Here is a 24,979-nt window from a genome sequence, read left to right as displayed (position 1 = left end):
GGCCATGAAAGCACTCATCGCCTGGCTTGGCGGTTACTGGACGGTCCTGCGCCGGCCCAGCGTGCACTACAGCCTGGGGTTCCTGACCCTGGCCGGGTTCATCGCCGGGATCATCTTCTGGGGCGGCTTCAACACCGCGCTGGAGGCGACCAACAGCGAGAAGTTCTGCACCTCCTGCCACGAGATGCGCGACAACGTCTATGTCGAGCTCAAGGACACCATCCACTACACCAATCGCTCGGGCGTGCGCGCCACCTGCCCGGACTGCCATGTGCCGCACAAATGGACCGACAAGATTGCCCGCAAGATGCAGGCGTCCAAGGAGGTCTGGGGCAAGATCTTCGGCACCATCAACACCCGCGAGAAATTCCTCGACCACCGCCGCGAACTAGCCGAACACGAATGGGCACGGCTCAAGGCCAACGATTCGCTGGAGTGTCGCAACTGCCACAACTTCCAATTCATGGACTTCACCCGCCAGAGCCCGCGCGCCAGGCAGATGCACTCCACCGCCCTGGCCTCGGGCCAGGCAACCTGCATCGACTGCCACAAGGGCATCGCCCACCACCTGCCGGACATGAGCGGCGTGCCGGGGTGGTGAATTTCGCCTGAGGGCCAGTGCGTCCCCGCGAACGCGGGGATGACGCAAATGATGGGAATGACGGGAGTGGAGTTGGGAGTTCGAGCGGGGCTGTCCCCAACCAATCGTCATTCCCGCGAACGCGGGAAGCCAGCCTCGTAGACGAGCCCGGCCCGCGATCAACGCTCCTCGCTGCCCCAGGCGCCTGCAATTGCCCTACCCAGCCATCCCGCGCATGCCGCAGAGAGATCTGCGTCAGTCCCAGCCACCTGCGTCGCCAGGGAACGCCGTTCGCGAGGAGCTCGCTCCTACGAAGAGCAAGCTCAGTGCGCGGCTTGCATCGCGTTGAAGATCTTCTGCCCGGCGCGACCGTCGGCCGGTTGCAGGCCCAGGCGCTGCTGCTCGGCCTGGATGGCGCGGCGGGTGTTGTCGCCGATCATGCCGTCGGGTTCGCCGATGGCGTAGCCGCGGGCGAGCAGCAGCTTCTGCAGCTCCTTGCGCTGGGCGCGGCTCAGGCCGGGGTCATCGGTCGGCCAGGGCGTGCGCAGGCCGGGGCCGCCACGCAGGCGGTCAGACAGCAGGGAGATCGCCAGCGCGTAGCTCTCGGCGGCGTTGTACGAATAGATGGCGTCGTAGTTGCGCAGCACCAGGAAGGCCGGGCCGGCCTTGCCGGTCGGGATCAGGATGGCCGCGCGGGTGTCGCCCGATGGCAGCGGGCCGCCGTCGGCGCGCTGCACGCCCATGGCTTTCCAGTCCGCCACGCTGCGGCGCTTGGTGCGTCCGGCCTGGGATTCGGCGAAGCTCGCTGGCAGCTTCACCTCGAAGCCCCACGGCTGCCCCGGCACCCAGCCGGCCTTGCTCAGGTAGTTGGCGGTGGACGCCAGGGCGTCGGGCACGCTGCCGACCAGGTCGCGATGGCCGTCGCCGTCGAAGTCCACCGCGATGCGCGCATAGGTGCTGGGCATGAACTGCGTCTGGCCGAAGGCGCCGGCCCAGGAGCCGGTGATGCCGGCGTCGCGCAGGTCGCCCTGCTGCAGCAGCTTGAGGGTGGCGAAGAACTCGCCCTGGAAGAACGCCTGGCGCCGCCCGTAGCAGGACAGCGTGCCCAGCGAAGTCAGCAGCGGGCGCTTGCCGGCGATGCGGCCGAAATCGCTCTCCACGCCCCAGACCGCGACCACCGCGTACTTGTCCACCTGGTACTGCCGCGCGACGCGGTCGAGCAGTTCGCCGTGCTGGGCGAGCATCGCCTTGCCGTCGGCCACGCGCTGGTCGTCGACCAGTCCGGCCAGGTAGTCCCACAGCGGCGTGACGAACTCCGGCTGGGCATCGAGCAGCGGCAGCACGCTCAGATCGGCCTGCAGGCCCTGGGTGTAGCGCCGGTAACTGGCGGCATCCACGCCCTTGGCGGCGGCCTGCGGCTGCAGCCTCGCCAGGCAACTGCCGAACTCATCGGCCAGGCTCGCCGGGGCTTGCGAAAGGCCGGCGCAGAGCAGCAGGGGCGACAGGAAACGAACGGAGCGCATGGGGCCTTCCTCGAAGCAGCGACACGGGGCGGCAAGGGTAGCCGAAGGCGCCCCGCCGGGCGAGCCGCGCCGCAGCGACTATCTTGTTCAGTTCCACACACAGGGAGGACGCGCCATGCGCCTGCTCGCCACCTTGCTGTTGCTGACCCTGGGCCTGAGTGCCCAAGCCGCGATCAAGACCCAGGAGATCCCCTACCAGGCCACCGACGGCACCAAGATGATCGGCTACTTCGCCTATGACGACGCCATCAAAGGCGCGCGTCCGGGAATCATCGTGGTGCACGAGTGGTGGGGGCTGAACGACTACGCCAAGCGCCGCGCCCGCGACCTCGCCGCCTTGGGCTACAGCGCCATGGCCATCGACATGTACGGCGAAGGCAAGCACACCGAGCACCCCAACGAGGCCACCGCCTTCATGCAGGAAGCGCTGAAGAACGCCGACGCCGCCAAGGCGCGCTTCCAGGCCGGGCTCGACCTGCTCAAGCAGCAGCCGCAGACCGACCCGAACAAGATCGCCGCCATCGGCTACTGCTTCGGTGGAAAGGTGGTGCTCGACATGGCGCGCCAGGGCCTGCCGCTGCTCGGCGTGGCCAGCTTCCACGGCGTGCTGGCAACCGCTACGCCGGCGCAAGCCGGGGCGGTGAAGGCGAAGATCCTGGTGGAGCACGGCGGTGGCGACACCCTGGTGCCGGCCGACAGCGTGGCGGCGTTCAAGAAGGAAATGGACCAGGCCGGCGCCGACTACAAGTTCGTCGTGCAGCCAGGCGCCAAGCACAGCTTCACCAACCCGGACGCCGACAAGCACAAGGGCCATGGCCTGGACGTCGGCTACGACAAGACCGCCGACCAGAAGTCCTGGGCCGACCTGCAGGCGTTCCTCAAGCAGGTCTTCGGCTAGTCCCCGAAGCGCCCGGCCCCGAGCGGGCCGGGCGATGCAAAAACGCGGGCCAAAAAAAACGGAAGTCCGCAAAAACGAACTCCCGCACACGATCAGTGAAAAAGCCGGAGCTCGCGGCTCCGACAACAACCTCACCTGCGTTCCCTAAGGAACGCGGGGCGCAGTGTGGCAATTCCGCGCCCGGCGATCCGTAGCGCTTGCGTTAACCTTTGCAATCGAATGTAAAGGGTTTGTGACCGGCTGGACGCGACTGTACGGTCACAAACCAACTACTAGCCTCTGGCCAGATCGCCCGTCGAACGGCAGAATTCGCGCCATGTCCGAATCCGCCGACTTCCTCACCCCGCCCCAGGCGCACTGGCCGCTGCCCCAGGCCGTGCCGGGCGCCGTCCTGCACAGCAGCCAGTTCCAACCTGCGCGCCTCGACGCCGACGCCTTCGTCCGCCACGGCGTGGACCTGCCGGCCAACATCGGCCGCGCGGTGGCCAAGCGCCGCGCCGAATTCCTCGCCGGACGCCTCTGCGCCCGCGCCAGCATCGGCCAATTGCAGACCATGGCCGTGGCGCCGGGCCTCGCGGCGGACCGCTCGCCGATCTGGCCCGCCGGGCTCTGCGGCTCCATCACCCATGGCGATGGCTGGGCCGCGGCGGTGGTCGCCCTGCGCAGCCAATGGCAAGGCTTGGGACTCGACGTCGAAAGCCTGCTCGACGACGCACGCGCTGCACGACTGCAGGAAGAACTGCTCACACCCGCCGAGCGCGAACGCCTGGACCCGGCGCTTTTGGGGTTCACCGTGACCCTGACCTTCTCGCTCAAGGAAAGCCTGTTCAAGGCGCTCTACCCGATAGTGGGCAAGCGCTTCTACTTCGAGCACGCCGAACTGCTGGAATGGAACGACCAGGGACAAGCGCGCCTGCGCCTGCTCTGCGACCTCTCCGAGCAATGGTGCAGCGGAAGCGAACTGGACGCGCAGTTCGCCACCCTCGACGAGCGCCTGCTCAGCCTCGTGGCCATCCCCGCCTCCTGCGTCATCCCCGCGAACGCGGGGACCCAATGAACCACGTCGCGAGACCTCGCCTCAGGCCAGCACCGCCACCGACTTGATCTGCGCCCACAGCCCCTGCCCTTCGCGCAGGCCGAGCTGGTCGGCGGAATAGCGCGTGATGCGCGCCAGCAGCGGATTGCCCGACACCTCCAGACGCACCAGCAGGTGCGCCGGATTGTCGGTGGCGACCATCTCCACCACCGACGCCGGCAGACGATTGAGGATGCTGCTGTGTTCGGGGCGATCCAGGCTCAGGCTGACGTCGCGGGCCTGCACCTTGATGCGCAGCGCCTTGCCTTCGGGCAGCGCCGCATGGGCCAGGCGAATGCGTTCGTTGCCACCGGGCAGGCCAAGGTCGAGCAGGCCATAGGCGCTGTCGTGGCCAAGCACGCGGCCATCGATCACCACGCCGGCATCCTCCAGCATCGAAGTCGGCAGATCGGTGCGCGCCAGGGTTTCCCCTACAGCACCACTGGCCAGCACTCGGCCGCCTTCGAGCAGCACAAGGTGATCGGCCAGGCGCGCCACTTCATCCGGCGAGTGGCTGACGTAGAGGATCGGGATATCCAGTTCGTCGTGCAGGCGTTCGAGGTACGGCAGGATCTCGGTCTTGCGCTTCACATCAAGGGAAGCCAGCGGCTCGTCCATCAGCAACAGCCTCGGACTGGTCAGCAGCGCACGGGCGATACCGACCCGCTGCCGCTCGCCGCCGGACAGGTGCCTTGGCATGCGCTCCAGCAAGTGGCCGATGCCGAGCAGCTCGCAGGCTTGATCCAACGCCACGCGATGCTCACGAGTGGGCACGCGCTTCATGCCGTACGCCAGGTTACGCCGCACGCTCAGGTGCTCGAACAGGTTGGCATCCTGGAACACATAGCCGATGGCGCGCTTGTGCGGCGGCAGGAACAGGCCGCGCTCGCTGTCCTGCCAGGTCTCGCCGTTCACTTGCAGTCGTGCGCGACTCGGCCGCTCCAGGCCGGCGAAACAACGCAGGCAGGTGGTCTTGCCGGAGCCGGAATGGCCGAACAGCGCAGTCACTCCACGCCCCGGCAGTTCAAGGTCGACATCCAGGGAAAAGTCCCGGTAGTCGAGGCGGAACTTCGCTTCGATGGCAGCGCTCATCTCAGCTCCAGGCCGCGCGCGTGCGCCGCGTGGAATACAACGCCAGCAGCACGAAGAAGGAGAACACCACCATGCCGCCGGCCAGCCAGTGCGCCTGGGCGTACTCCAGGGCTTCGACGTGATCGAAGATCTGCACCGAGACCACGCGGGTCTGGCCGGGGATGTTGCCGCCGATCATCAGCACCACGCCGAACTCGCCGACGGTGTGCGCAAAACCAAGGATGGCGGCGGTGACGAAACCCGGCCGCGCGAGCGGCAGGACCACGCTGAAGAAAGCGTCCAGCGGGCTCGCGCGCAAGGTCGCGGCGGCCTCCAGCGGACGCTTGCCGATGGCCTCGAAAGCGTTCTGCAGCGGCTGCACCACGAAGGGCAGCGAGTAGAACACCGAGCCCACCACCAGCCCGGCGAAGCTGAACGGCAGGCGCCGCCAACCCAGCGCGTCGGTGAGCTGGCCGATGGGGCCGTTGGGGCCCAGGGTGACCAGCAGGTAGAAGCCGATAACCGTCGGCGGCAGCACCAGCGGCAGCGCCACCAGCGCCCCGATCGGGCCCTTGAGCCACGAGCGGGTGCGCGCCAGCCACCAGGCGACGGGGGTGCCCAGCAGCAACAGGATCAGGGTGCTGACGCAAGCCAGCTCGAGGGTGAGCCGGATTGCCGTGAGGTCCGCCGCGGTCAGTGGCATCGCTTTCCTTGCCTTACAGCTCGTAGCCGTAGGATTTGATCACCGCCGCCGCCTTCGGCCCCTTCAGGTACTCGACCAGGGCCTTGGCCGCCGCGTTGTCCTTGCCTTTTTCGAGGATCACCGCGTCCTGGCGGATCGGTGCGTAGAGGTCGACCGGGACGATCCAGGCCGAACCGGCGGTCACCTTGCCATCCTTGTAGACCTGCGACAACGCCACGAAGCCCAGCTCGGCGTTGCCGGTGGAAACGAACTGGAACGCCTGGCCGATGTTCTGGCCCTCGACGAGCTTGCCGGCCAGCTTGTCCTTCAGGCCCAGCTTGTCCAGCACCTGGGTGGCCGCCAGGCCGTAGGGCGCAGTCTTCGGATTGGCGATGGACAGGTGCTGGAAGTCGCCCTTCTTCAGGACATCGCCCTTGGCATCGACATAACCGTCCTTCGCCGACCACAGCGCCAGCTTGCCGATGGCGTAGGTGAAGCGCGAACCGGGGACGGTGGCCTTTTCCTGCTCGAGCTTGGCCGGAGTCGCGTCGTCGGCGGCGAGGAGCACCTCGAAGGGCGCGCCGTTCTTGATCTGCGCGTAGAACTGCCCGGTGGCGCCGAAGGAGGCCACCAGCTTGTGTCCGGTGTCCTTCTCGAAGTCCTTGGCGATGGCCTGGATGGGCGCGGTGAAGTTGGCCGCCACGGCGACCTGGACCTCGTCGGCGAGTGTGGCTTGGGCAAGCAGACTAGCCGCAAGGGCCAGGGTGAAAGGTGCGGCGGTGCGATTCATCGAGGTGCTCCTGAGTGGGACATCCGTTATATCAGAAACGATATACCGCTTGGCGCATCCTCGCCGCTGCGGCCGTTTCCGGCGTCCGATGGGGCGGGTCAGTCAGGGAGAAGGCATGCGGCGCGGGCACGGAAGGTGCCGCGCCGCGAGCATTTTGCATGCATTGACCCGAAGGTCAACTTTATCCATCAGAAGGCCAGGTACAGCGTCAGCACCAGGCCCAGCACGGCCACCAGCAGGTTGAGCCAGGGCCCGGCGTTGACCCGGTAGCCCTCGGGAATCTCCACCGGCTTCAATCCACGCACCACCCGGCGGAATTGAAGCGCCGAGCTGCAAGCGGCGAAGCAGCCAAGCAGGATGAAGCCCAGCGCCACCCAGAACGAATAGTGGCGTACCGCATCGGTGTCGGCCCCGCCGTGCAGCAGGCGCAGCAACAGGCCGCTGCGCTCGATGACGAAACCGAAGGCGATCAAAGCCAGCGCCGTGCGGTTCCAGGCCAGCAACGTGCGCTCGGCGGCGAATAACACGCGCGGGTCGTCGAGGCCTGACATCACTTGCCTCCCTGCAGCTTCTGGAACACGCCCATGCCCACCAGCATGGCCGCGACGAACAACCCCGCCTGCCAGTAGCCGGCGCCCAATCCCACCAGCGCCGGCCCCGGGCAGATCCCCGCGACGCCCCAGCCCATGCCGAACACCAGGCTGCCGACGATCAGCCGGCGATCCAGATCGCGCGCCTTCGGCAGTTGCATGGCGCCACCGAGCAGGTTGCGCGTTTGCCGGCGTGCCCAGGTGAACGGCAGGAAGGCCGCGCCTATGGCGCCGACCATCACCAGCGCCAGGGACGGGTCCCAGGCGCCGGCCAGGTCGAGGAAGCCCAGCACCTTGGTCGGGTCGGCCATGCCGGCCAGCAGCAGGCCGATGCCGAACAGCAGCCCGCAGAGAAGAGCGATCACAGCAGCCATGTTCAGACTCCCAACAGATGACGCAGGACGAAGACGGTAGCGAAGCCGCTGCCCATGAAGCACAGCGTGGCCACCAGCGAACGCGGCGACAGCCGCGCGAGGCCGCAGACGCCGTGCCCACTGGTACAGCCGGCGCCATAGCGGCTGCCGATGCCGACCAGGAAGCCGGCCACCAGCAGGGTCGGCCAGCCGCTCTGGTAATGCAGCTCGGGCAGCCTGCCCCAGAGCATCCACAACGCCGGTGCGGCCAGCAGGCCGAGGAGGAACAGCAGGCGCTCCAGGCGCCCTTCCCTGCTGCCCGCCAGCACGCCGCCGAGCAAGCCGCTGATGCCGGCAATGCGGCCGTTGAGCACGGCGAACAAGCCGGCGGAAAGGCCGATCAACACGCCGCCGGCCAAGGCGCTCCAGGGGGTGAAAGCCGTCCAGTCGATGCTCATTGCCCATCCTCCGCGCAGTACAACCGGTAAAGGGTCTGGATCACCGCCAGCGCTTGCGGGCTGCTGATCCGGTAGTAGACCTGCTTGCCATCCTTGCGGGTTTCCACCAGGCCTTCGCGGCGCAGCACGCCCAACTGTTGCGACAGCGTCGGCTGGCCAATGCCCAGGCGCTCCTCCAGCCCGCCGACATGGCTTTCGCCCTGCGACAGCAGGCACAACAGCAACAGGCGGTCTGGATTGCCCAGGGCTTTGAGCAGGCGTCCGGCTTCGTCGGCGGACTGGCGCATGCGGGTCAGATCAGGGGATTCGGTGGACGACATGGCAACGGTCTACGAAAATACAATATATAAATTTATATACTATAAAGTCGCAAACTGTCCAGCCACCGCCCGTCGCAGGCCTATTCCTTGAGCAATGCCTGGCGCCGTGGCCAGGCCAAGGTGAAGCAGGCGCCGCCCAGGCTTTCGCTACGGCTGATCGAGGCGCGCCCGCCGTGCCAGTGAATGATCCGGCGCACGATGGAAAGGCCCAACCCGTGCCCGCCGGTGACGCGCGTACGGCTGTCGTCGACGCGGAAGAACGGCGTGAACAGCCGCTCCCAACGGTCTTCGGGAACGCCCGGGCCATCGTCCTCGACGTCCACCTGGCAGCGGTCCAGGCTCACCCGGTAGCTCACCCGCACGCGCCCTTCGGCATAGCGGATGGCATTGCTCAGCAGGTTCTGCAGGGCGCGGTGCAGATAGCGCGGCTCGGCCTCGATCCAGCTGCCCTGGTCGAACGGCACCAACGGCCCGGCCTCGCAGGTGACCAGCACCTCGCGGCGCAAGGGGGCGATCTCCGTGACCACTTGCTCGATCAGCGCGCCCAGTTCCACGGCCTTGTAGCTCAGCGCTGGCGAGCCCTGCTCCAGGCGCGCGTAGGTGAGCATCTCGTCGACCAGCTGATCGAGGTCCTGGATGTCGCCGTCCATGCCGGCCATGTACTTCTGCCGCGCCGTATCGGTTTCCGCCGACTCGATCATTTCCAGGCCGAAGCGCAGCCGCGCCACCGGCGTGCGCAGCTCGTGGGACACCGCGCGCACCAGCTCGCGCTGGACCATGATCAGCCGCTGGATCTGCACCGCCATGTGGTTGAAGGCACCGGCCAGGCGCCCCACCGAGTCGGCGCCGCTGACTTCCGCGCGGGCATCCAGGCTGCCGCGGGCCAGGCGCGCGGCGGCCGATTCGAGGCTGCGCAGGCGCTGTTCCAGGCGGCTGACCAACAGGTAGAGGGTGAGGCCGATCAGCGTTAGGCCGAGCGCCGCGAGCAACAGCAGCAGCTGCGGCGGATAGGGGTTCATGCGCTCGATGGGGCCGAGTTCCAGCACCCAGGGCGTGCCGACAATGCCGGCCAGCACCCGCAGCGAATCGCCGTTCTTGCCCAGCGCCAGCACGGTGTCGCCCTCCTCCACGCGGCGGCTCTGGTCGTCGTCGAGGTCGACCTCCTTGAGCCGCTTGAGGTGCACGTCGTAGCCGAACTGCTTGTCGCGGACGATGCGCGCCAGGTGGTAGGGCTGTTCGCTCGCCGGGTAGCGGCGCAGCTCGTCCATCACCATATAAAGGGTGGCGCGCGCCAGTTGCTCGCTGACCTGCTCCACCTCGCCCACCAGCACCAGGCTCTCCTGCAGGCTGACCTGGGAATAGACCTTGAACAGGTGCGGCGCGCTCTGCTCCACCAGTACCTCGCCATTCATGAGGCGGGCACGGGCGCGGCTTTCCAGGCCCAGGCTGTCGAGGTGCTGCAGGCTCAGGGGAATGCCCATCAGCCGGCTCCACTGCAGGATGGCGCGCTTGCGGTCGACCTCCTCCATCGGCACCAGTTCGTCGGACATCAGGCGGAAGGTGCCGCGCGCCAACTCCTGGCGGTAGTCCTGCGCACGCACGTCGTTGACCACCCGCAACGTCAGCAAGCCGAGCGCGCCGACCACCACCAGGGTCAGGAGCATGCCGCCGTAGATGCGCAGGAAGATGGATTTCATCGCCGCTCTTGCCGGGTTGCTTTCTGTTTATTGGGTCCCCGCTTTCGCGGGGATGGCCACGACGAAAAGGCCGGGCCTTACAACTCGCCGACGAACAGGTAGCCCTTGCTGCGCACCGTCTTGATCAGCCGCGGGTGCATCGGGTCGTCGCCGATCTTCGGGCGGATGCGCGAGATGCGTACGTCAATGGAGCGGTCCTGGCCGTCGTATTCGATGCCGCGCAGGTTGTTGAAGATCTCCTCGCGGGAGAGGATGCGCCCGGCGTTGGACGCCAGCAGCCAGAGCAGGTCGAACTCGGCGCTGGTCAGCTCGATGGTCACCTCGTCGAGCCAGGCCTCGCGCATGGCGTTGTCGATCACCAGCTTGCCGAAGGTCAGGCGCTTGCCCGACGACGGTGCAACCTCGCCGCCGTCGCTGCGCCGCAACAGGGCACGGATGCGCGCCAGCAGCAGGCGCGGACGCACCGGCTTGCACACGTAGTCGTCCGCGCCCATCTCCAGGCCCTGGACCTGGTCCATGTCGTCGGTACGCGCGGTCAGCATCAGGATCGGGCCGTCGTAGTCCGGGCGCAGGCGCTTGCAGATCGACAGGCCGTCCTCGCCCGGCAGCATCAGGTCGAGCACCACCAGGTCCGGACGTTCCTCCAGCACCCGCGCCACCGCGCGCGCGCCATCGGACTCCACGCCGACCTTCAGGCCGTTGCTCTCCAGGTAGTCCTGGGTCAGCTCGGCCAAGCGCTGGTCGTCCTCGACGATCAGGATTCGCGCCTCTTGTTCCACACCGCCTCCTAACAACGCACAGCGGGCCGCGCAGGCCCTGGCAGAGGCCGGCATTCTACCCACATTGCCGGGCAGGCCGCACGGGCGTTCCGGCACTGGCCATAACCACTAGATATTGTGGTAGGGTTCACGCCCTGAACGCATCGTCGCAGGCACCGCAATCGCTTCGTCACAGATGACGAACGGCAAAACAGCGGCGCCATGCGGCCTGCCGCGCAGTCCCGCGAGTCACCCACATTTCACCCACATTTTATCCACAGCTTCTCCCCAGATCCTCACCTTGCAAAGCCCCCCTCAGCGCATTATCTTGTATCCCCGTTGCGGATAACCCCTACATCTTGGGTTGACCGCCAACAACCGGACACAAGAAGAAGCACGAAGTCGCGAGCCTTTTCCATGGCTCCTCCGGTTCCCCGAAAGCTGCATCCAGACGTACTGAGGTCCAAAGCGGCGCAGACCGCAAGGAGCGATTGATGTCGATGGCACTGCGGTACGCGTGTTGCAACCGTTCGTTCAACACCACTAGGTATTGTGGTTCCGGCCCATAAGGGGCGGACACCCGACTAGGGCCAGGGAGGCCGCTGAGTCCCCCATCCCCTGTCCAAAGATTCACGTGGCCGGTTCTGCCGGACGCGACGCTCTTTTGTTGTTTTTCGGGAAGGCGCCCCGGCGCCCGCACAGAAACCCATTACGAGAATGTGGAGATAACCACCCATGCAGATCGACACCACTCGCGAGAACCCGCAGGCCGCAGCGCCGCAGGCCGCCGAATCCGCCCAGGATCTGGCCGCCACCGCGCCCGGCCAGCTGCGCGTGATCAAGCGCAACGGCACCGTAGTTCCCTACACCGATGACAAGATCACCGTAGCCATCACCAAGGCGTTCCTCGCCGTGGAAGGCGGCACCGCCGCCGCCTCGTCGCGCATCCATGAAACCGTCGCGCGCCTGACCGAACAGGTCACCGCGACCTTCAAGCGCCGCATGCCCTCCGGTGGCACCATCCACATCGAAGAAATCCAGGACCAGGTCGAACTGGCCCTGATGCGCGCCGGCGAGCAGAAAGTCGCCCGCGACTACGTGATCTACCGCGAAGCCCGCGCCAACGAGCGCAGCAAGGCCGCCGTAGCCAGCGACGTCGCCCAGCCGCACCCGAGCATCCGCATCACCAAGGCCGACGGCAGCACCCAGCCGCTGGACATGGGCCGCCTGCAGACCATCATCCGCGAAGCCTGCGAAGGCCTGGCTGAGGTCGATGGCGAGCTGATCGAGCGCGAGACCCTGAAGAACCTGTACGACGGCGTGGCCGAGAAGGACGTCAACACCGCCCTGGTGATGACCGCCCGTACCCTGGTCGAGCGTGAGCCGAACTACTCCTACGTCACCGCCCGCCTGCTGATGGACACCCTGCGCGCCGAAGCCCTGGGCTTCCTCGGCGTGGCCGAGAGCGCCACTCACCACGAGATGGCCGAGATCTACGCCAAGGCCCTGCCGGCGTACATCGAGAAAGGCTCCGAGTTCGAGCTGATCGACAGCAAGCTGAAGACCTACGACCTGGCGAAACTGGGCGCCGCGCTGAACCACGAGCGCGACCAGCAGTTCACCTACCTGGGCCTGCAGACCCTGTACGACCGCTACTTCATCCACAAGGACGGCGTGCGCTTCGAACTGCCGCAGATCTTCTTCATGCGCGTGGCCATGGGCCTGGCCATCGAAGAGCCGCAGAAAGAAGAACGCGCCATCGAGTTCTACAACCTGCTGTCGTCCTTCGACTACATGTCGTCGACCCCGACCCTGTTCAACGCCGGCACCCTGCGTCCGCAGCTCTCCAGCTGCTACCTGACCACCGTGCCGGACGACCTGTCGGGCATCTACAACGCCATCCACGACAACGCCATGCTGTCCAAGTTTGCCGGCGGCCTGGGCAACGACTGGACCCCGGTGCGCGCGCTGGGCTCCTACATCAAGGGCACCAACGGCAAGTCCCAGGGCGTGGTTCCGTTCCTGAAAGTGGTGAACGACACCGCCGTCGCCGTCAACCAGGGCGGCAAGCGCAAGGGCGCCGTCTGCGCCTACCTGGAGACCTGGCACCTGGACATCGAGGAATTCCTCGAGCTGCGCAAGAACACCGGTGACGACCGTCGTCGTACCCACGACATGAACACCGCGAACTGGATCCCTGACCTGTTCATGAAGCGCGTGTTCGAAGACGGCACCTGGACCCTCTTCTCGCCGTCCGACGTCCCCGACCTGCACGACCTGTACGGCAAGGCCTTCGAAGAGCGCTACGAGTACTACGAAGCCCTGACCCAGTACGGCAAGCTGAAGCTGCACAAGGTCGTCCAGGCCAAAGACCTGTGGCGCAAGATGCTCTCCATGCTCTTCGAGACCGGCCACCCGTGGCTGACCTTCAAGGACCCGTGCAACCTGCGCAGCCCGCAGCAGCACGTGGGCGTGGTCCACAGCTCGAACCTGTGCACCGAGATCACCCTGAACACCAACAAGGACGAGATCGCGGTCTGCAACCTGGGCTCCGTGAACCTGGTCAACCACATCGTCGACGGCAAGCTCGACATCGAGAAGCTCGGCCGCACCGTGAAGACCGCGGTCCGCATGCTCGATAACGTCATCGACATCAACTACTACTCGGTCGACCAGGCTCGCAACTCGAACCTGAAACACCGCCCGGTAGGCCTGGGCATCATGGGCTTCCAGGACGCCCTGTACCTGCAGCACATCGCCTACGGCTCCGATGCCGCCATCGACTTCGCCGACAAGTCCATGGAAGCCATCAGCTACTTCGCCATCCAGGCGTCGTGCGACCTGGCCGACGAGCGCGGTGCCTACGAGACCTTCAATGGCTCCCTGTGGTCGCAAGGCATCCTGCCGATCGACTCGCAGAAGCTGCTGATCGAAGCCCGTGGCGCCAAGTACATCGAAGTCGACCAGAGCGAGAGCCTGGACTGGGCCCCGGTGCGCGAGCGCGTGAAGAAAGGCATCCGCAACTCGAACATCATGGCCATCGCGCCGACCGCGACCATCGCCAACATCACCGGCGTCTCGCAGTCCATCGAGCCGACCTACCAGAACCTCTACGTGAAGTCGAACCTCTCCGGCGAGTTCACCGTGATCAACCCCTACCTGGTGCGCGACCTGAAGAACCGCGGCCTGTGGGACCCGGTCATGGTCAACGACCTGAAGTACTACGACGGCTCCGTGCAGCAGATCGAGCGCATCCCGCAAGACCTGAAAGACCTGTACGCCACCGCCTTCGAAGTGGAGACCAAGTGGATCGTCGACGCCGCCAGCCGCCGCCAGAAGTGGATCGACCAGGCCCAGTCGCTGAACCTCTACATCGCCGGCGCCTCGGGCAAGAAGCTCGACGTGACCTACCGCATGGCTTGGTACCGTGGCCTGAAAACCACCTACTACCTCCGTGCCCTGGCCGCGACCAGCACCGAGAAGTCGACCATCAACACCGGCAAGCTCAACGCCGTGTCCTCGGTGATCGACGAGAGCCTGCAAGCCGCACCGGCCGAGCCGAAACCGGCACCGGTCCCGCAAGCCTGCAGTATCGATAACCCGGACTGCGAAGCCTGCCAGTAAGGGTGCGAGCGCGGCGCTGAGCGGCGCCCGCGTTGTTGCCCGGTTGGCCGGCCCCCATCACGTACAGTCGTACGCTCAGGGGCTCCGACCAACCGGGCGCCTAGCGGTCACTCGCTCAGCGTCACGCCGATAGATGGCAAAGGCAGTCCCCCTCTCCCGCTTGCGGAAGAGGGCTAGGGACAGGGGCTCTTGAAGCCCCCCCCCACAAGACATAACAGCTTCCCCCTCGTCATTCCCGCGAACGCGGGAACCCAGAAACCGGGAAGCCACGAAAGCTTTAGCGTGCATCCATCACGCAACCAGACCAGGAGAGGAACCGATGCTCAGCTGGGACGAATTCGACAAGGAAGACCCTTCCGAAGCCAAGGCCGCCCCGGCCGTGGCCCAAGCCGCCGCCAAGGCCGCCGACAAACTGGATGACGAAGCCGCCGGCTCCGTCGAAGACGCCCGCGCCGTATCGGCCAACGATTCCGACGCCGTCGCCCGCGCCAAGAAAGCCCTGGATGACCTCGACATTCAGGAAGGCCTGGACGACCTGGAAGGCGCCAGCGCCCGCGTACACGTCGGCGACAAGCAGATGATCAACGCCCGCGCCGACCTCAACCAGCTCGTACCCTTCAAGTACGACTGGGCCTGGCAGAAGTATCTGGATGGTTGCGCCAACCACTGGATGCCGCAGGAAGTGAACATGAACGCCGACATTGCCCTGTGGAAGAGCAAGGACGGCCTCAGCGAAGACGAGCGCCGCATCGTCATGCGCAACCTCGGCTTCTTCTCCACCGCCGACTCCCTGGTTGCCAACAACCTGGTGCTGGCCGTGTACCGCCTGATCACCAACCCCGAGTGCCGCCAGTACATCCTGCGCCAGGCGTTCGAAGAGGCGATCCACACCCACGCCTACCAGTACTGCATCGAGTCGCTGGGCATGGATGAAGGCGAGATCTTCAACATGTACCACGAGATCCCGAGCGTCGCGAAAAAGGCCTCCTGGGGCCTGAAATACACCCGCTCGATCTCCGACCCGATGTTCCAGACCGGCACCCCGGAAACCGACCGCCAGTTCCTGCGCAACCTGATTGCGTACTACTGCGTCCTGGAAGGCATCTTCTTCTACTGCGGCTTCACCCAGATCCTCTCCATGGGCCGCCGCAACAAGATGACCGGCACCGCCGAGCAGTTCCAATACATCCTGCGCGACGAATCCATGCACCTGAACTTCGGCATCGACGTGATCAACCAGATCAAGATCGAGAACCCGCACCTGTGGGACGCCCAGATGAAGGACGAAGCGACCCAGATGATCCTGCAGGGCACCCAGCTGGAAATCGAATACGCACGCGACACCATGCCGCGCGGCGTCCTGGGCATGAACGCCGCGATGATGGAGGACTACCTCAAGTTCATCGCCAACCGCCGCCTGACCCAGATCGGCCTGAAAGAAGAGTACCCGGGCACCAGCAACCCGTTCCCGTGGATGAGCGAAATCATGGACTTGAAGAAAGAGAAAAACTTCTTCGAGACCCGCGTGATCGAGTACCAGACCGGCGGCGCGCTGAGCTGGGACTGACGGAAGTAGTAGCAAAGCAGCAAGTCAAGACCATTAGAAACGCTTAATACCCGAGACGGATTTTTGGGGCAGCGATAGAAAGACCAAAGCCCCGCCTTGTGCGGGGCTTTTTTATGGAATTTACTAGATGAACAAAGAACTTATTGAACAAACCCTAACCAAAGCCGGCATCGCCCTCCCTCCAATAATCAAATCACTGATAGAGTCATCCATTGACAGAAATTACGTCTTCGCATGCGAAGACGAATTCAACAAACTTCCACCCAGTGAGATTCAAAAAACGTATTGGAAAGAGATTATTTACAGAGCGCACTGGGCTGCAACAAGCAGCCTAATAAGAACAAAAAAATGGCTAGATGCTTGTAATTCAGCGATTGAAGGCGAGAACTACATTGCATTTTGTTCGTCAATGCGAGGCTTGCTGGAGTCGACCACAGATGCGTATAGCGCACTTGGCTCAGTGCCATTGACTTTAGCTGAAGTATCAGCCCACATAGCAAAAGCCTTACAAGGAAATGAGCTTAAGTCAGTCGTAATTAGTGAGGAACTGGAAGACGCTCTTATCCACTTCATCTTTGCCCGAAAGCTCAGCAAAAATGAAAAGGCACCTAAATCTCATAATGCAAAAACCGCCAGCAGCATGATTGATGAACTGGATTCGGCGAATCTACCCTTCAAAAATTTCTACTCAGATTTATGCCAAATAGTCCACCCTGCAGCACAGTCAATAGATTGGCTAATTAACGAGCAGGACGGTGTGTATACCATTGCAGAGCCCAAAGACATCGACCTAATAAAATCAATATCTGGAAAATATCAATCCTGCATTGAGCAATTAATTCTTTACCCTACAAACATCAGCATATTCATATACCAGGTAATCAATGAACTACCCGTCCCCGAGCTAGTTAATACCTACGCAAAATCAATTAACTCAAGCGCATCGCCTCTACACGAAAAAATCAATAGAGCCTTCACTGAGAGTCGAGAAAAGTTTGGTAGTTGACCCCCTCATCCCAAGCTCCTAACATCTCGCCCGGCGCCTAAGAAACGCCTGTCACACAGCGGCCAGACCGCTCCCGAAAGTTAAGCGGCTTTTTCGAGCACGCCGGTTTCATTCGTCCTCGAAAAACCTCTGCGACGTCGGGAGTGGGCTAATACAAGACCCGAAAGGGGAATACGTCCGGCCCTCTGTGTGGGGTTTCTTAGCTCCCGGCACCCCAGCCCTAAGAAAGCTGGGCAATCACACAGAGGTAATGGATATGCCTACCGACCCGAGCCTTCAGCCCGAAGGCGCTTCGCTGTACCCGCCCTCTTCCCCCTCCACCCCGGAGGTGCGCCATGTCTGAAGAGGTCCTGATCCCCACCGTCTTCACCCGCCACAAGCGCCAGCTGCGCGCGCTGCTGCTGGAAGACCAATGCTGGTTCTGCGCCCACGATCTCGGCCGCCTGATGGGCCTGCCGCTGCTGGAAGACCGCGTGACCCGCAACCTCGACGACGACCAGCACCGCTGGGCCTGGCTGCGTGCCAGCCACGGCGACTACGAGGACGCCCTGCTGCTCAGCGAATCCGGCGTGTACGCCACGCTGATCCACCATTACCACCCGGAAAACCGCTGCATCCGCCAATGGCTCACCCAACACGTGATCCCGACGCTGCGCGACCTGTACCGCCACGACACCCGCCAACCCCGCCGCGAAACCCTCCACGGCCCGACGCAAGCGCTCACGGTGCTGCACTGGCAAGGAATGTTGTGGGTGCCCTACCGCCAATGGCCGGACCTGCCCGCGCCAACCAGCGTCTGACCGGCAACCCTGGCGAATCGGCGCATAACCGCCTTGCGGTTGTGCGCCCTTGGATGGAATCCGGCTTGGCAACGTCCCTGTAGGAGCGAGCTTGCTCGCGAACGGCGCCGCTGCGGGACCAAGGGTTCGCGAGCAAGCTCGCTCCTACGAAGAGCAGGACTTCCAGCGAAACATCCACAAACGCCAAAGCGGCGCAGCAACACCCAACCCGTGGGCAACTGGGCCCCCGCGTTCGCGGGGATGACGCGGAGACGAATCGCGGCGCCGGAACAACACCGGATCGCATCACGCCCAACAAGCCCAGGTGACACGCCCGAGAGCAGCCCAATACCATGGCCACCACTCAGCCAGCCCACCAGCAAGGAAGCCGCATGGAACGATGGAGCGACCGCCCCGTCCCGGAACAGGACCCGATCGAACGATTCGCCGCCGCCAGTTCGGCGTTCTTCAAGCAGTACTTCTCCCCCATCGCCAAGTTCGCGCCGCCTGCGGCAGGCTTCGCGGTCTTCCTGCTGTACTTCTACGCGAACCACTTCTACCCGAGCTTCGACCTGCTGCAGTTCTCATCGCTGCTGTTGGGAGCCGGCTTGATGGGGTTCGTGATCATCGGGCTGTTGTGGTTCGGCATGCTGGTGCCTGGCTTCTGGTTCTTCCACAGCTTCATCCAGCATTCAGAAGTGCGCAGTCACATCGCTGACTGGCTTGGTCGCGACGAAGAACACAGAACACGAAGAGCGGTGATCCTGGTTCTGATCTGCTACGCGGGCCCTTACTGCCTCTGCTCGCTGATCCTGTCTTCGGTCTTGCTCTACTCGGCGAAGATGTACCTGTTCGTATTGTTCACCGTGACCTTGCTGGTCGCTCTGCTATTCGGCCTTGTGCTGCAACGAACCCTCCGCCTGGCCCGCTTCAACATCCTCAGGTTCGCCTATCACGCCTGGGTTCCCATCCTGATTGCCTGCGGCGTCGCCTTCACGGTGATTGCGGACACGGCGAAGTTCATCGACGGGCTGGATGGCAAATACCTGAAGATCGCCGTGTTCTACCTGATCCCGCTCGGCGCCTGCCTGCTGGCCGCCATCAGTGCCTTGGGAAGCTTCGGCGGCTTCAACTACGCCCTGCACTTCTCACTGTTCTTCGCCCTGGCCATCGCGTTCTACAGCGGTGTGCTCGCAGGCCTGCCGGAACGCGTGGTCAAGGGCCTGGGCCTGGGCGCTTACGAGGCCAACGCCATCGCCCTGAAAAATGACTACTGCGAAAAGAGCCCGCCCGAGATGCTGAAGCTCGATCAGGCCTGCACGCTAAAGAACGTCCATGTCGTCTGGTCGCTGGGCGAAAGCCTGATCCTGCGCCTGGATGGCGATAGCAACGCCCAGGCGCAGATCCCCTCCCGTTACGTCAAAGCCATAGTGCGCCAGCACGACTGATCCGCCCGCCCCTTCGCGCGATTGCCGGCGAGATCGGCCAATCGGCGCATAACCGCCTTCGGTTATGCGCCGTACGGATGGGCGGAGGCGAGGTTACTGCTGCGTGCCCACACGGGCCGTGTCGCTGATCGCGTTGCAGTTGGTGGATTCGAGGCAATAGGTGATATAGGTCGCCTGCCGGCCGCAGCCGCGTACGCCGATGGTGTATTCGGTGCGTTGGTAGCCGAAGCGGGTATGGGTGACCTTGCTGGTCAGGACGCTGGCATCCACCTGCTGGCAATTGAGCTCGAACTTCGCCCGCGATTCGGTGGCACTGAGGGCAGCCTTCTGGTTGGAAGCGATGAACTCCTGATCGCTCATGCAGCCCGACAGCGCGGCGCCCACCGCCAGCACGGGCAAGAGTTGGGGAAGACCTTTCATGATGAAACGCTCCTTCTGATTGCGCAGGCAAAGCCTTGGCCCCAGTGAGTCTAGATACCGATTGCGCAATGGCAGGCAGCCGCCCCGGCCACGTGACGGCCGGCGAGCGCCCATGCCCTGTAGGAGCGAGCTTGCTCGCGAACGGCGCTACCCGGATGCGCTGGTGTTCGGGATTGGCTCCGTTCCCTCTCCCCAGCCCTCTCCCGCAAGCGGGAGAGGGGGCCGTTCGGCGTGGGCGAAAGATGCGGTGTCAGCCCGTAGGAGCGGATCTCATCCGCGAAATCCCAGCGCCAAAGCCCCCTGTAGGAGCGCGCCATGCGCGCGAATCGCGGACAGGGTCCGCGCCCACAGGGAGCGCCGTGCGTTGCAGGTTCGCGAGCAAGCTCGCTCCTACGACAAGCGCGCGCGGCGCGTCTTCGGGGAATCCGCTCTACGCCGGTCTTCCGGACGCGTTTGCGCCGGTAACGTCGCTGAAACACCGGACAAGCACCTTGCTCGATGGCTGACACAACTCGAAACATCCGTTCGTCCGACCATGACATTTTCTTGCCCTTCGGCCCTGTAAGGTCCCGCCCGGAGCTTCGCCGCGCCACGCCTTCCGGTATCGTGCGCCGGCTCGCTCGGGCAACTCATTACAAGGAATAACTCATGCAACTCTTCCGCTCGGCGCCGATGCGCTTCCTGGCGCTGACCACCCTGCTGTGGCTCGTCATCTTCCTGCTGACCCGCGTGGCGCTGCTGGCTGGCCACATGGCGGAGTTCGGCGCCGCGAACCTGACCGTCTTTGGCGTCGGCATCCTTTATGACTTGAGCTTCCTCGCCTACGCACTGCTGCCGATGGGGTTGTTCCTGCTCCTGCTGCCCGCGCGCATCTGGCGCTCGCGAGCCTGGCGCTGGCTGCTGGAAGCGTCGCTGTTCGTCTGCGTGTACGTGATGCTCTTCACCGCCGTCGCCGAGTGGCTGTTCTGGGACGAGTTCGGCGTGCGCTTCAACTTCATCGCGGTGGATTACCTGGTGTATTCCGATGAAGTCCTGAACAACATCCGCGAGTCCTACCCGCTCGGCACGTTGCTCAGCCTCCTGGCCGGCGCCTCGCTGCTGGTGACCCTGGCCCTGCACGGCACCCTGACGCGCATCTGCGCCGCCCCCGTGCCGCTGCTGCGCCATCGCATGGCGCGCATGGTCGTGCTGGGGAGCGCGGCGCTGCTGGCCGGCTTCACGGTCGACCAGGATCATCCGCGCGGCGACGGTGGCAACACCTACGTGCGCGAGCTGTCGAGCAACGGCCCGTACCAGTTCTTCGCCGCCTTCCGGAACAACGAGCTGGACTACCAGCAGTTCTACTCGACCCTGCCGGCCGACGAAGTCGCCAAGCAGATCCGCTCCGAGCTGGCCGAGCCCAATGCGCACTTCGTCGGCAGCGATCCGATGGATATCCGCCGCACCATCAGCAACCCCGGTACGCCGCGCAAGCTGAACGTGGTGCTGGTGACCATCGAGAGCCTCAGCGCCAAGTACCTGGGCAGCAACGGCGATAACCGCAACCTCACGCCCAACCTCGACGCGCTGCGCAAGCAGAGCCTGTACTTCAACAATTTCTACGCCACCGGCACCCGTACCGACCGCGGCCTGGAAGCCATCACCCTGTCCATCCCGCCGACCCCGGGCCGCTCCATCGTCAAGCGCATCGGCCGCGAGAGCGGCTTCGCCAGCCTCGGCCAGCAGTTCAAGGCCAAGGGCTACGACGCCGTGTTCATGTACGGCGGGCGCGGCTACTTCGACAACATGAACGCCTTCTTCGGCGGCAACGGCTACCGCATCGTCGACCAGAGCAGCGTTCCGGAGGCGGACATCCACTTCAAGAACGCCTGGGGCATGGCGGATGAAGACCTCTACGCCCAAGCCACCCGCGTGGCCGACGAGGACTTCGCCAAGCAGCAGCCGTTCTTCCTGCAGCTGATGACCACCTCCAACCACCGCCCGTACACCTACCCGGACGGGCGCATTGATATCCCGTCGGGCAAGGGCCGCGACGGCGCGGTGAAGTACACCGACTACGCCATCGGCAAGTTCCTCGAGAACGTGCGCAGCAAGCCGTGGTTCGACCAGACGATCTTCATCTTCGTCGCCGACCACACGGCCGGCAGCGCGGGCAAGGAAGACCTGCCGGTGGAGAACTACCAGATCCCGCTGTTCATCTACGCGCCCAAGCTGCTGCCCACCGGCGAGCGCGGCGAGCTGGCGAGCCAGCTGGACCTGGCGCCGACCCTGCTGGCGATGCTGAACATGAGCTACGAGTCGACCTTCTTCGGCCGCAACCTGATGGTCGAAAACACCCTGCCGCCGCGGGTGGTGATCGGCAACTACCAGCACCTGGGCCTGTTCGACGGCACCGACCTCGCCATCCTCAGCCCGCGCCAGGCGCTGCGCCGCCACAACCAGGCACTGGGTGCGAGCGTGGAGGTCAACGCCAAGGCCGACGATCCGCTGATCGCCCGCGCCATCGCCTACTACCAGGCGGCCAGCCACGGCTACAAACAGCGCCTTTTGGGCTGGAATGCCCCCGAGCAGCAGCCGGTGGTGAGCCAGAAGGAGTGACCCCAAGCCCCGCCCCGTGCGGGGCTTTTTCTTGAGTGCGCCCTCTTCCGTGACATCACCTAGCCATTAAACTGGCCCCCACTCAGGCGCTGGAAAGTGCGCGCGAGCGATCAGCGCACGCAGGGCGAAGAGGAAGCTCGACCCACCCGACACAAGGAGGTGCTCCATGCCGCACACGTCATTCCTGTCGCACTGGCAACAGTTCGCCGCCCCGCTGTTCGCCGCCCTCGCCTCCTGCTCGTCCGCCCCCAGAAACTTCCCGCAACCCACGGCCGAAGAGCTCGCCTACAGCAGCGGCGATACGTCCTTCAAGGGGTTCGATCTGCAGGAAGCGAAGGACGCCATCGAGTTCTGCGTCGACCTCGACTCGCAGGACGACCGCCTCTTCACCCGCGAGGCATTGAAGGACGCGCAGAACTCCCCCGAGCAGCGCCAAACGCTGGAGGCCAACCTTCAGGGTTTCACTCCGCAGCTCGATCCCGCGCGCTGGAACCTCAAGCCGCTGTTCGACAGCCGCCAGGCCATGGCGGACGCCTACCTGGCCTACAAGCAGCTGCCGGCCCAGGCCAGCGGCGACCTCGCCGAGGACGACCTGCGCCACTGGCACAAACTCTTCGAGGACCTGGAGAAGCGCGCCGAGTCGCTGAAGATCGACATGGCATCGCTGATGGACTCGAGCGTCATCTACAACGACCCGCGCCTCAACGGCTTCGGCCCCTGGCAGAACGCCTGGGTGCTGTACCAGGGCCTGGGCGTCAACGCCGGGCGCTTTGCCGTTGCGATTCGCGGCACGGTGATGTCCAGCCACCCGAGCGTGGTCGACGACGTGTACTTCCAGCCGGCCTATGCGCGCTCGTTCCTGTCGAAACACTTCCAGCTCACCGACCACCCGGGCGCAGCGGTACACAGCGGCTTCGCCCACGCCACCTTCAGCACCCTGCTCGACCTGCGCTTCGGCATCCTTCCGGCGCTGGAAAAGCAGGTCCCGCCAGGGGCCGTCGTCTACGTCATCGGCCACAGCCAGGGCGCCGGCATCGCCACGCTGGTGCACGCGGCGCTGCACTACGGAATGCTCGCCGGGGATGTGAGGGGCGACAACGCACTCGGCCTGAAGAGCAAGCGCTACCGGCTCAAGTCCTACCAGTTCGCCCAGCCCAAGCCGGGCGACATGGGCTTCTCGGCGTCCTTCGCGCGCATCACCCAGGCCACCGACAACGCCTTCGTCATCAACAACGACCTCGACCCCATCGTCCAGGTGCCGCTGACCCTGCAGACCGTCGGCGACCTGTCGACCGACTTCAGGACCCAGTCACTCCTCTCGCGCGCGGTGCGCGGCATCTCCACCTTCGGCATCTACATCCGCCGGGGGCTGGGCCACGTGCTGGAGAAGCACACGCGGGAGAGTTCGGCGGGCTACGCCTACTACTACAACTACCTCCAGCTGGCCGGCCCTGACCGCAAGCTGGAGCAGATCGCGGTGAGCCCGAGCTGGAACTTCACCAGCGCCGGCCGGGTGATGTGGGTCTACGGCCAGAAGCCGCCAGCGGCAAACAGCAAGGACGATTTCTACCAGCACCACGCAACCACCTACCGCACGCTGCTGGACCAGCTCGCCAGCCCGACACCGCCGGCCGTGCAGCCATTGGCGGGGGTCGAGCCCTAGCCGGCGGGTTATCGCGATCCGCCAGTGGCGCAGCTGAAAGTGGCCGGATGAAAAAAGGCGGACTTGCGTCCGCCTGAAACCCGCCCGGCAAGGGGCGCCGGGCGAGCAAGCGGAGCGTCAGAAGGGCACCGTCAGTTTCAGCCAGTAGGCATCGCCCTGGGCGCGGTTGCGCACATCCGTTTCCTTGGACCACTTGGCGGTGACGAACCAGCCGCCCTCGCCGCTGTACTTGACCGAAGGGCCGATGGCGAAGCTGCGGCCCTTGTTGTCCTCGATGCGTTCGCCGTCCTGGCTGTCGTCGGTGGTCTGCCGGTAGTAGTAGCCGCCCGCGCCCACCACCCAGCCGTTGCCCAGGCCCCAGCCGACGGCGTAGTCGACGTGGAATTCCTGGCCGGAGCGGTAGTCGGTGGCGGGGTTCTCGCGGTTGAAGTCGTACATCACCTTCGCGTCTACGTTGAGGCCGTTGGGGTCGACGTAGGTCATCGCGTACACCGGCTCGAACACCCAATAGTTGCGCCCGGTGTTGGCCAGGTCGTGCTTATCGTAGCTACCGGTGGGGGCGATCATGTCGAAGGCCAGGACGCTGTGGAACTTGTCGCTGTGGTGGAAGCCCAGGGCCGGGCCGAAGATCACGTCGCCCAGGCCCCGCTTGCTCTGCGACTGGCCGTTGAGGTGCACGTCGAGGTCCACCAGCGGGACGATGGCGTGCAGGGCGAAGCTACCGCCGAACAGCATGTAGTCGCTGACCCAGATCAGCCGCGGCACCACGGCATTGGCGCGGACGCTGAAGTCCACCGGTAGCTTGCGGCCGTCATTGCCGCGCAGGTTGTCGGCCTCGTAGTGGTTGGCGAAGACCTGGCCGTAGAAGCCCGGCGGCGGCATGGCGCCGGACATGTAGTTCTCCGCGCCGAGCGGGTAGGAAGTGCCGCCGTTCTCGGTGGCATGGGACAGGTTGGCGAGGCCGAACAGCGAGGCGCAGACGGTGAAGCGGAACAGGTTCGCAAGGGGCTGGTGCATGGATTCAACCTTTGTTTTTGTTATCGGTCGGGTGCAGGCCGGCCCCCCGAGCCAACGGGGTG

At 64.8% G+C, this 24,979-nt stretch carries 22 protein-coding genes; 10 read left to right on the top strand and 12 right to left on the bottom strand.

The window, feature by feature from the left end; all coding sequences use genetic code 11:
- Window positions 1-4: 4 nt before the first annotated feature.
- On the top strand, window positions 5-601 hold the full coding sequence (locus tag PKB_RS08715; RefSeq protein ID WP_043250853.1) for a cytochrome c3 family protein: 597 nt from the start codon (window positions 5-7) through the stop codon (window positions 599-601).
- Window positions 602-903: 302 nt separating this feature from the next.
- Here PKB_RS08715 and PKB_RS08710 read toward each other — a convergent pair whose 3' ends face one another.
- A complete protein-coding gene (locus PKB_RS08710; RefSeq protein WP_043250851.1) occupies window positions 904-2,103 on the bottom strand; it encodes a lytic murein transglycosylase in 1,200 nt (399 codons plus the stop codon).
- A 115-nt stretch (window positions 2,104-2,218) separates the two neighbouring features.
- Between PKB_RS08710 and PKB_RS08705 the strand changes: the two genes are divergently transcribed.
- Window positions 2,219-3,001 carry a dienelactone hydrolase family protein gene (locus tag PKB_RS08705; RefSeq protein ID WP_043250850.1) on the top strand — a complete coding sequence of 261 codons (783 nt, stop codon included), beginning with the start codon at window positions 2,219-2,221 and terminating at the stop codon, window positions 2,999-3,001.
- A 307-nt stretch (window positions 3,002-3,308) separates the two neighbouring features.
- Window positions 3,309-4,058, top strand: a complete 750-nt coding sequence (locus tag PKB_RS08700; protein WP_052355423.1) for a 4'-phosphopantetheinyl transferase family protein — start codon at window positions 3,309-3,311, stop codon at window positions 4,056-4,058.
- 21 nt (window positions 4,059-4,079) lie between these two features.
- On the opposite strand, the gene modC is transcribed toward PKB_RS08700, so the two are convergent.
- The 9 genes from modC to PKB_RS08655 all read right to left on the bottom strand — a co-directional run bounded on the left by modC (window position 4,080) and on the right by PKB_RS08655 (window position 10,816).
- Window positions 4,080-5,168 carry a molybdenum ABC transporter ATP-binding protein gene (modC, locus tag PKB_RS08695; RefSeq protein ID WP_043250848.1) on the bottom strand — a complete coding sequence of 363 codons (1,089 nt, stop codon included), beginning with the start codon at window positions 5,166-5,168 and terminating at the stop codon, window positions 4,080-4,082.
- A 1-nt stretch (window position 5,169) separates the two neighbouring features.
- Window positions 5,170-5,850 (bottom strand): molybdate ABC transporter permease subunit, encoded by a 681-nt coding sequence (modB, locus tag PKB_RS08690; RefSeq protein ID WP_043250846.1) that lies wholly within the window; start codon window positions 5,848-5,850, stop codon window positions 5,170-5,172.
- Window positions 5,851-5,863: 13 nt separating this feature from the next.
- A complete protein-coding gene (gene modA / locus PKB_RS08685; protein WP_043250845.1) occupies window positions 5,864-6,619 on the bottom strand; it encodes a molybdate ABC transporter substrate-binding protein in 756 nt (251 codons plus the stop codon).
- 188 nt (window positions 6,620-6,807) lie between these two features.
- Window positions 6,808-7,170, bottom strand: a complete 363-nt coding sequence (locus PKB_RS08680) for a YidH family protein (protein ID WP_043250843.1) — start codon at window positions 7,168-7,170, stop codon at window positions 6,808-6,810.
- On the bottom strand, window positions 7,170-7,583 hold the full coding sequence (locus PKB_RS08675) for a DUF6691 family protein (RefSeq protein ID WP_043250841.1): 414 nt from the start codon (window positions 7,581-7,583) through the stop codon (window positions 7,170-7,172). The genes PKB_RS08680 and PKB_RS08675 overlap by 1 nt, the downstream gene beginning before the upstream one ends.
- A 2-nt stretch (window positions 7,584-7,585) precedes the next feature.
- The gene (locus PKB_RS08670; protein WP_043250839.1) at window positions 7,586-8,020 is read right to left on the bottom strand and encodes a YeeE/YedE family protein; all 435 of its coding nucleotides are present in this window, start codon (window positions 8,018-8,020) and stop codon (window positions 7,586-7,588) included.
- Complete coding sequence (locus PKB_RS08665) at window positions 8,017-8,340, bottom strand: ArsR/SmtB family transcription factor (protein WP_043250837.1); 324 nt, start codon at window positions 8,338-8,340, stop codon at window positions 8,017-8,019. Before PKB_RS08665 ends, PKB_RS08670 begins: the two co-directional genes overlap by 4 nt.
- A gap of 80 nt (window positions 8,341-8,420) precedes the next feature.
- Window positions 8,421-10,037, bottom strand: a complete 1,617-nt coding sequence (locus tag PKB_RS08660; RefSeq protein ID WP_043250835.1) for an ATP-binding protein — start codon at window positions 10,035-10,037, stop codon at window positions 8,421-8,423.
- 77 nt (window positions 10,038-10,114) lie between these two features.
- On the bottom strand, window positions 10,115-10,816 hold the full coding sequence (locus tag PKB_RS08655; RefSeq protein ID WP_043250833.1) for a response regulator: 702 nt from the start codon (window positions 10,814-10,816) through the stop codon (window positions 10,115-10,117).
- 714 nt (window positions 10,817-11,530) lie between these two features.
- On the opposite strand from PKB_RS08655, the gene PKB_RS08650 reads away from it, so the two are divergent.
- From PKB_RS08650 to PKB_RS08635, 5 genes are all read left to right on the top strand, one after another.
- A complete protein-coding gene (locus tag PKB_RS08650; protein WP_043250831.1) occupies window positions 11,531-14,419 on the top strand; it encodes a ribonucleoside-diphosphate reductase subunit alpha in 2,889 nt (962 codons plus the stop codon).
- A gap of 319 nt (window positions 14,420-14,738) precedes the next feature.
- Window positions 14,739-15,986, top strand: a complete 1,248-nt coding sequence (locus tag PKB_RS08645; RefSeq protein WP_043250829.1) for a ribonucleotide-diphosphate reductase subunit beta — start codon at window positions 14,739-14,741, stop codon at window positions 15,984-15,986.
- A 127-nt stretch (window positions 15,987-16,113) separates the two neighbouring features.
- Complete coding sequence (locus PKB_RS29550) at window positions 16,114-16,992, top strand: hypothetical protein (RefSeq protein ID WP_156958010.1); 879 nt, start codon at window positions 16,114-16,116, stop codon at window positions 16,990-16,992.
- Between the two features lie 335 nt (window positions 16,993-17,327).
- Window positions 17,328-17,792 (top strand): BRO-N domain-containing protein, encoded by a 465-nt coding sequence (locus PKB_RS08640; protein WP_043250827.1) that lies wholly within the window; start codon window positions 17,328-17,330, stop codon window positions 17,790-17,792.
- Between the two features lie 371 nt (window positions 17,793-18,163).
- Entirely contained in the window at window positions 18,164-19,219 is a 1,056-nt protein-coding gene (locus tag PKB_RS08635) for a hypothetical protein (protein ID WP_043250825.1), read from the top strand.
- A gap of 93 nt (window positions 19,220-19,312) precedes the next feature.
- Here PKB_RS08635 and PKB_RS08630 read toward each other — a convergent pair whose 3' ends face one another.
- Complete coding sequence (locus tag PKB_RS08630; RefSeq protein WP_043250823.1) at window positions 19,313-19,639, bottom strand: hypothetical protein; 327 nt, start codon at window positions 19,637-19,639, stop codon at window positions 19,313-19,315.
- A gap of 648 nt (window positions 19,640-20,287) precedes the next feature.
- Between PKB_RS08630 and PKB_RS08625 the strand changes: the two genes are divergently transcribed.
- Both PKB_RS08625 and PKB_RS08620 read left to right on the top strand, forming a co-directional pair.
- Entirely contained in the window at window positions 20,288-22,237 is a 1,950-nt protein-coding gene (locus PKB_RS08625; protein ID WP_043250820.1) for an LTA synthase family protein, read from the top strand.
- 166 nt (window positions 22,238-22,403) lie between these two features.
- Entirely contained in the window at window positions 22,404-23,900 is a 1,497-nt protein-coding gene (locus PKB_RS08620) for a lipase family protein (RefSeq protein ID WP_043250818.1), read from the top strand.
- A gap of 117 nt (window positions 23,901-24,017) precedes the next feature.
- Here PKB_RS08620 and PKB_RS08615 read toward each other — a convergent pair whose 3' ends face one another.
- Window positions 24,018-24,917: a SphA family protein gene (locus PKB_RS08615; protein WP_052355217.1), complete on the bottom strand. Its 900-nt coding sequence runs from the start codon at window positions 24,915-24,917 to the stop codon at window positions 24,018-24,020.
- Window positions 24,918-24,979 lie beyond the last annotated feature (62 nt).

This window comes from Pseudomonas knackmussii B13, assembly GCF_000689415.1.
Classification (GTDB): domain Bacteria; phylum Pseudomonadota; class Gammaproteobacteria; order Pseudomonadales; family Pseudomonadaceae; genus Pseudomonas; species Pseudomonas knackmussii.
Note: the sequence above shows the minus strand (reverse complement) of the source record. Positions and strands in the feature narration are given on the sequence as shown.

Coding starts and splice junctions, on each gene's coding strand:
- PKB_RS08715 (WP_043250853.1), top strand. CDS start 5: ATGAAAGCACTCATCGCCTGGCTTGGCGGTTACTGGACGGTCCTGCGC.
- PKB_RS08710 (WP_043250851.1), bottom strand. CDS start 2,103: ATGCGCTCCGTTCGTTTCCTGTCGCCCCTGCTGCTCTGCGCCGGCCTT.
- PKB_RS08705 (WP_043250850.1), top strand. CDS start 2,219: ATGCGCCTGCTCGCCACCTTGCTGTTGCTGACCCTGGGCCTGAGTGCC.
- modC (WP_043250848.1), bottom strand. CDS start 5,168: ATGAGCGCTGCCATCGAAGCGAAGTTCCGCCTCGACTACCGGGACTTT.
- modB (WP_043250846.1), bottom strand. CDS start 5,850: ATGCCACTGACCGCGGCGGACCTCACGGCAATCCGGCTCACCCTCGAG.
- modA (WP_043250845.1), bottom strand. CDS start 6,619: ATGAATCGCACCGCCGCACCTTTCACCCTGGCCCTTGCGGCTAGTCTG.
- PKB_RS08680 (WP_043250843.1), bottom strand. CDS start 7,170: ATGTCAGGCCTCGACGACCCGCGCGTGTTATTCGCCGCCGAGCGCACG.
- PKB_RS08675 (WP_043250841.1), bottom strand. CDS start 7,583: ATGGCTGCTGTGATCGCTCTTCTCTGCGGGCTGCTGTTCGGCATCGGC.
- PKB_RS08670 (WP_043250839.1), bottom strand. CDS start 8,020: ATGAGCATCGACTGGACGGCTTTCACCCCCTGGAGCGCCTTGGCCGGC.
- PKB_RS08665 (WP_043250837.1), bottom strand. CDS start 8,340: ATGTCGTCCACCGAATCCCCTGATCTGACCCGCATGCGCCAGTCCGCC.
- PKB_RS08660 (WP_043250835.1), bottom strand. CDS start 10,037: ATGAAATCCATCTTCCTGCGCATCTACGGCGGCATGCTCCTGACCCTG.
- PKB_RS08650 (WP_043250831.1), top strand. CDS start 11,531: ATGCAGATCGACACCACTCGCGAGAACCCGCAGGCCGCAGCGCCGCAG.
- PKB_RS08645 (WP_043250829.1), top strand. CDS start 14,739: ATGCTCAGCTGGGACGAATTCGACAAGGAAGACCCTTCCGAAGCCAAG.
- PKB_RS29550 (WP_156958010.1), top strand. CDS start 16,114: ATGAACAAAGAACTTATTGAACAAACCCTAACCAAAGCCGGCATCGCC.
- PKB_RS08640 (WP_043250827.1), top strand. CDS start 17,328: ATGTCTGAAGAGGTCCTGATCCCCACCGTCTTCACCCGCCACAAGCGC.
- PKB_RS08635 (WP_043250825.1), top strand. CDS start 18,164: ATGGAACGATGGAGCGACCGCCCCGTCCCGGAACAGGACCCGATCGAA.
- PKB_RS08630 (WP_043250823.1), bottom strand. CDS start 19,639: ATGAAAGGTCTTCCCCAACTCTTGCCCGTGCTGGCGGTGGGCGCCGCG.
- PKB_RS08625 (WP_043250820.1), top strand. CDS start 20,288: ATGCAACTCTTCCGCTCGGCGCCGATGCGCTTCCTGGCGCTGACCACC.
- PKB_RS08620 (WP_043250818.1), top strand. CDS start 22,404: ATGCCGCACACGTCATTCCTGTCGCACTGGCAACAGTTCGCCGCCCCG.
- PKB_RS08615 (WP_052355217.1), bottom strand. CDS start 24,917: ATGCACCAGCCCCTTGCGAACCTGTTCCGCTTCACCGTCTGCGCCTCG.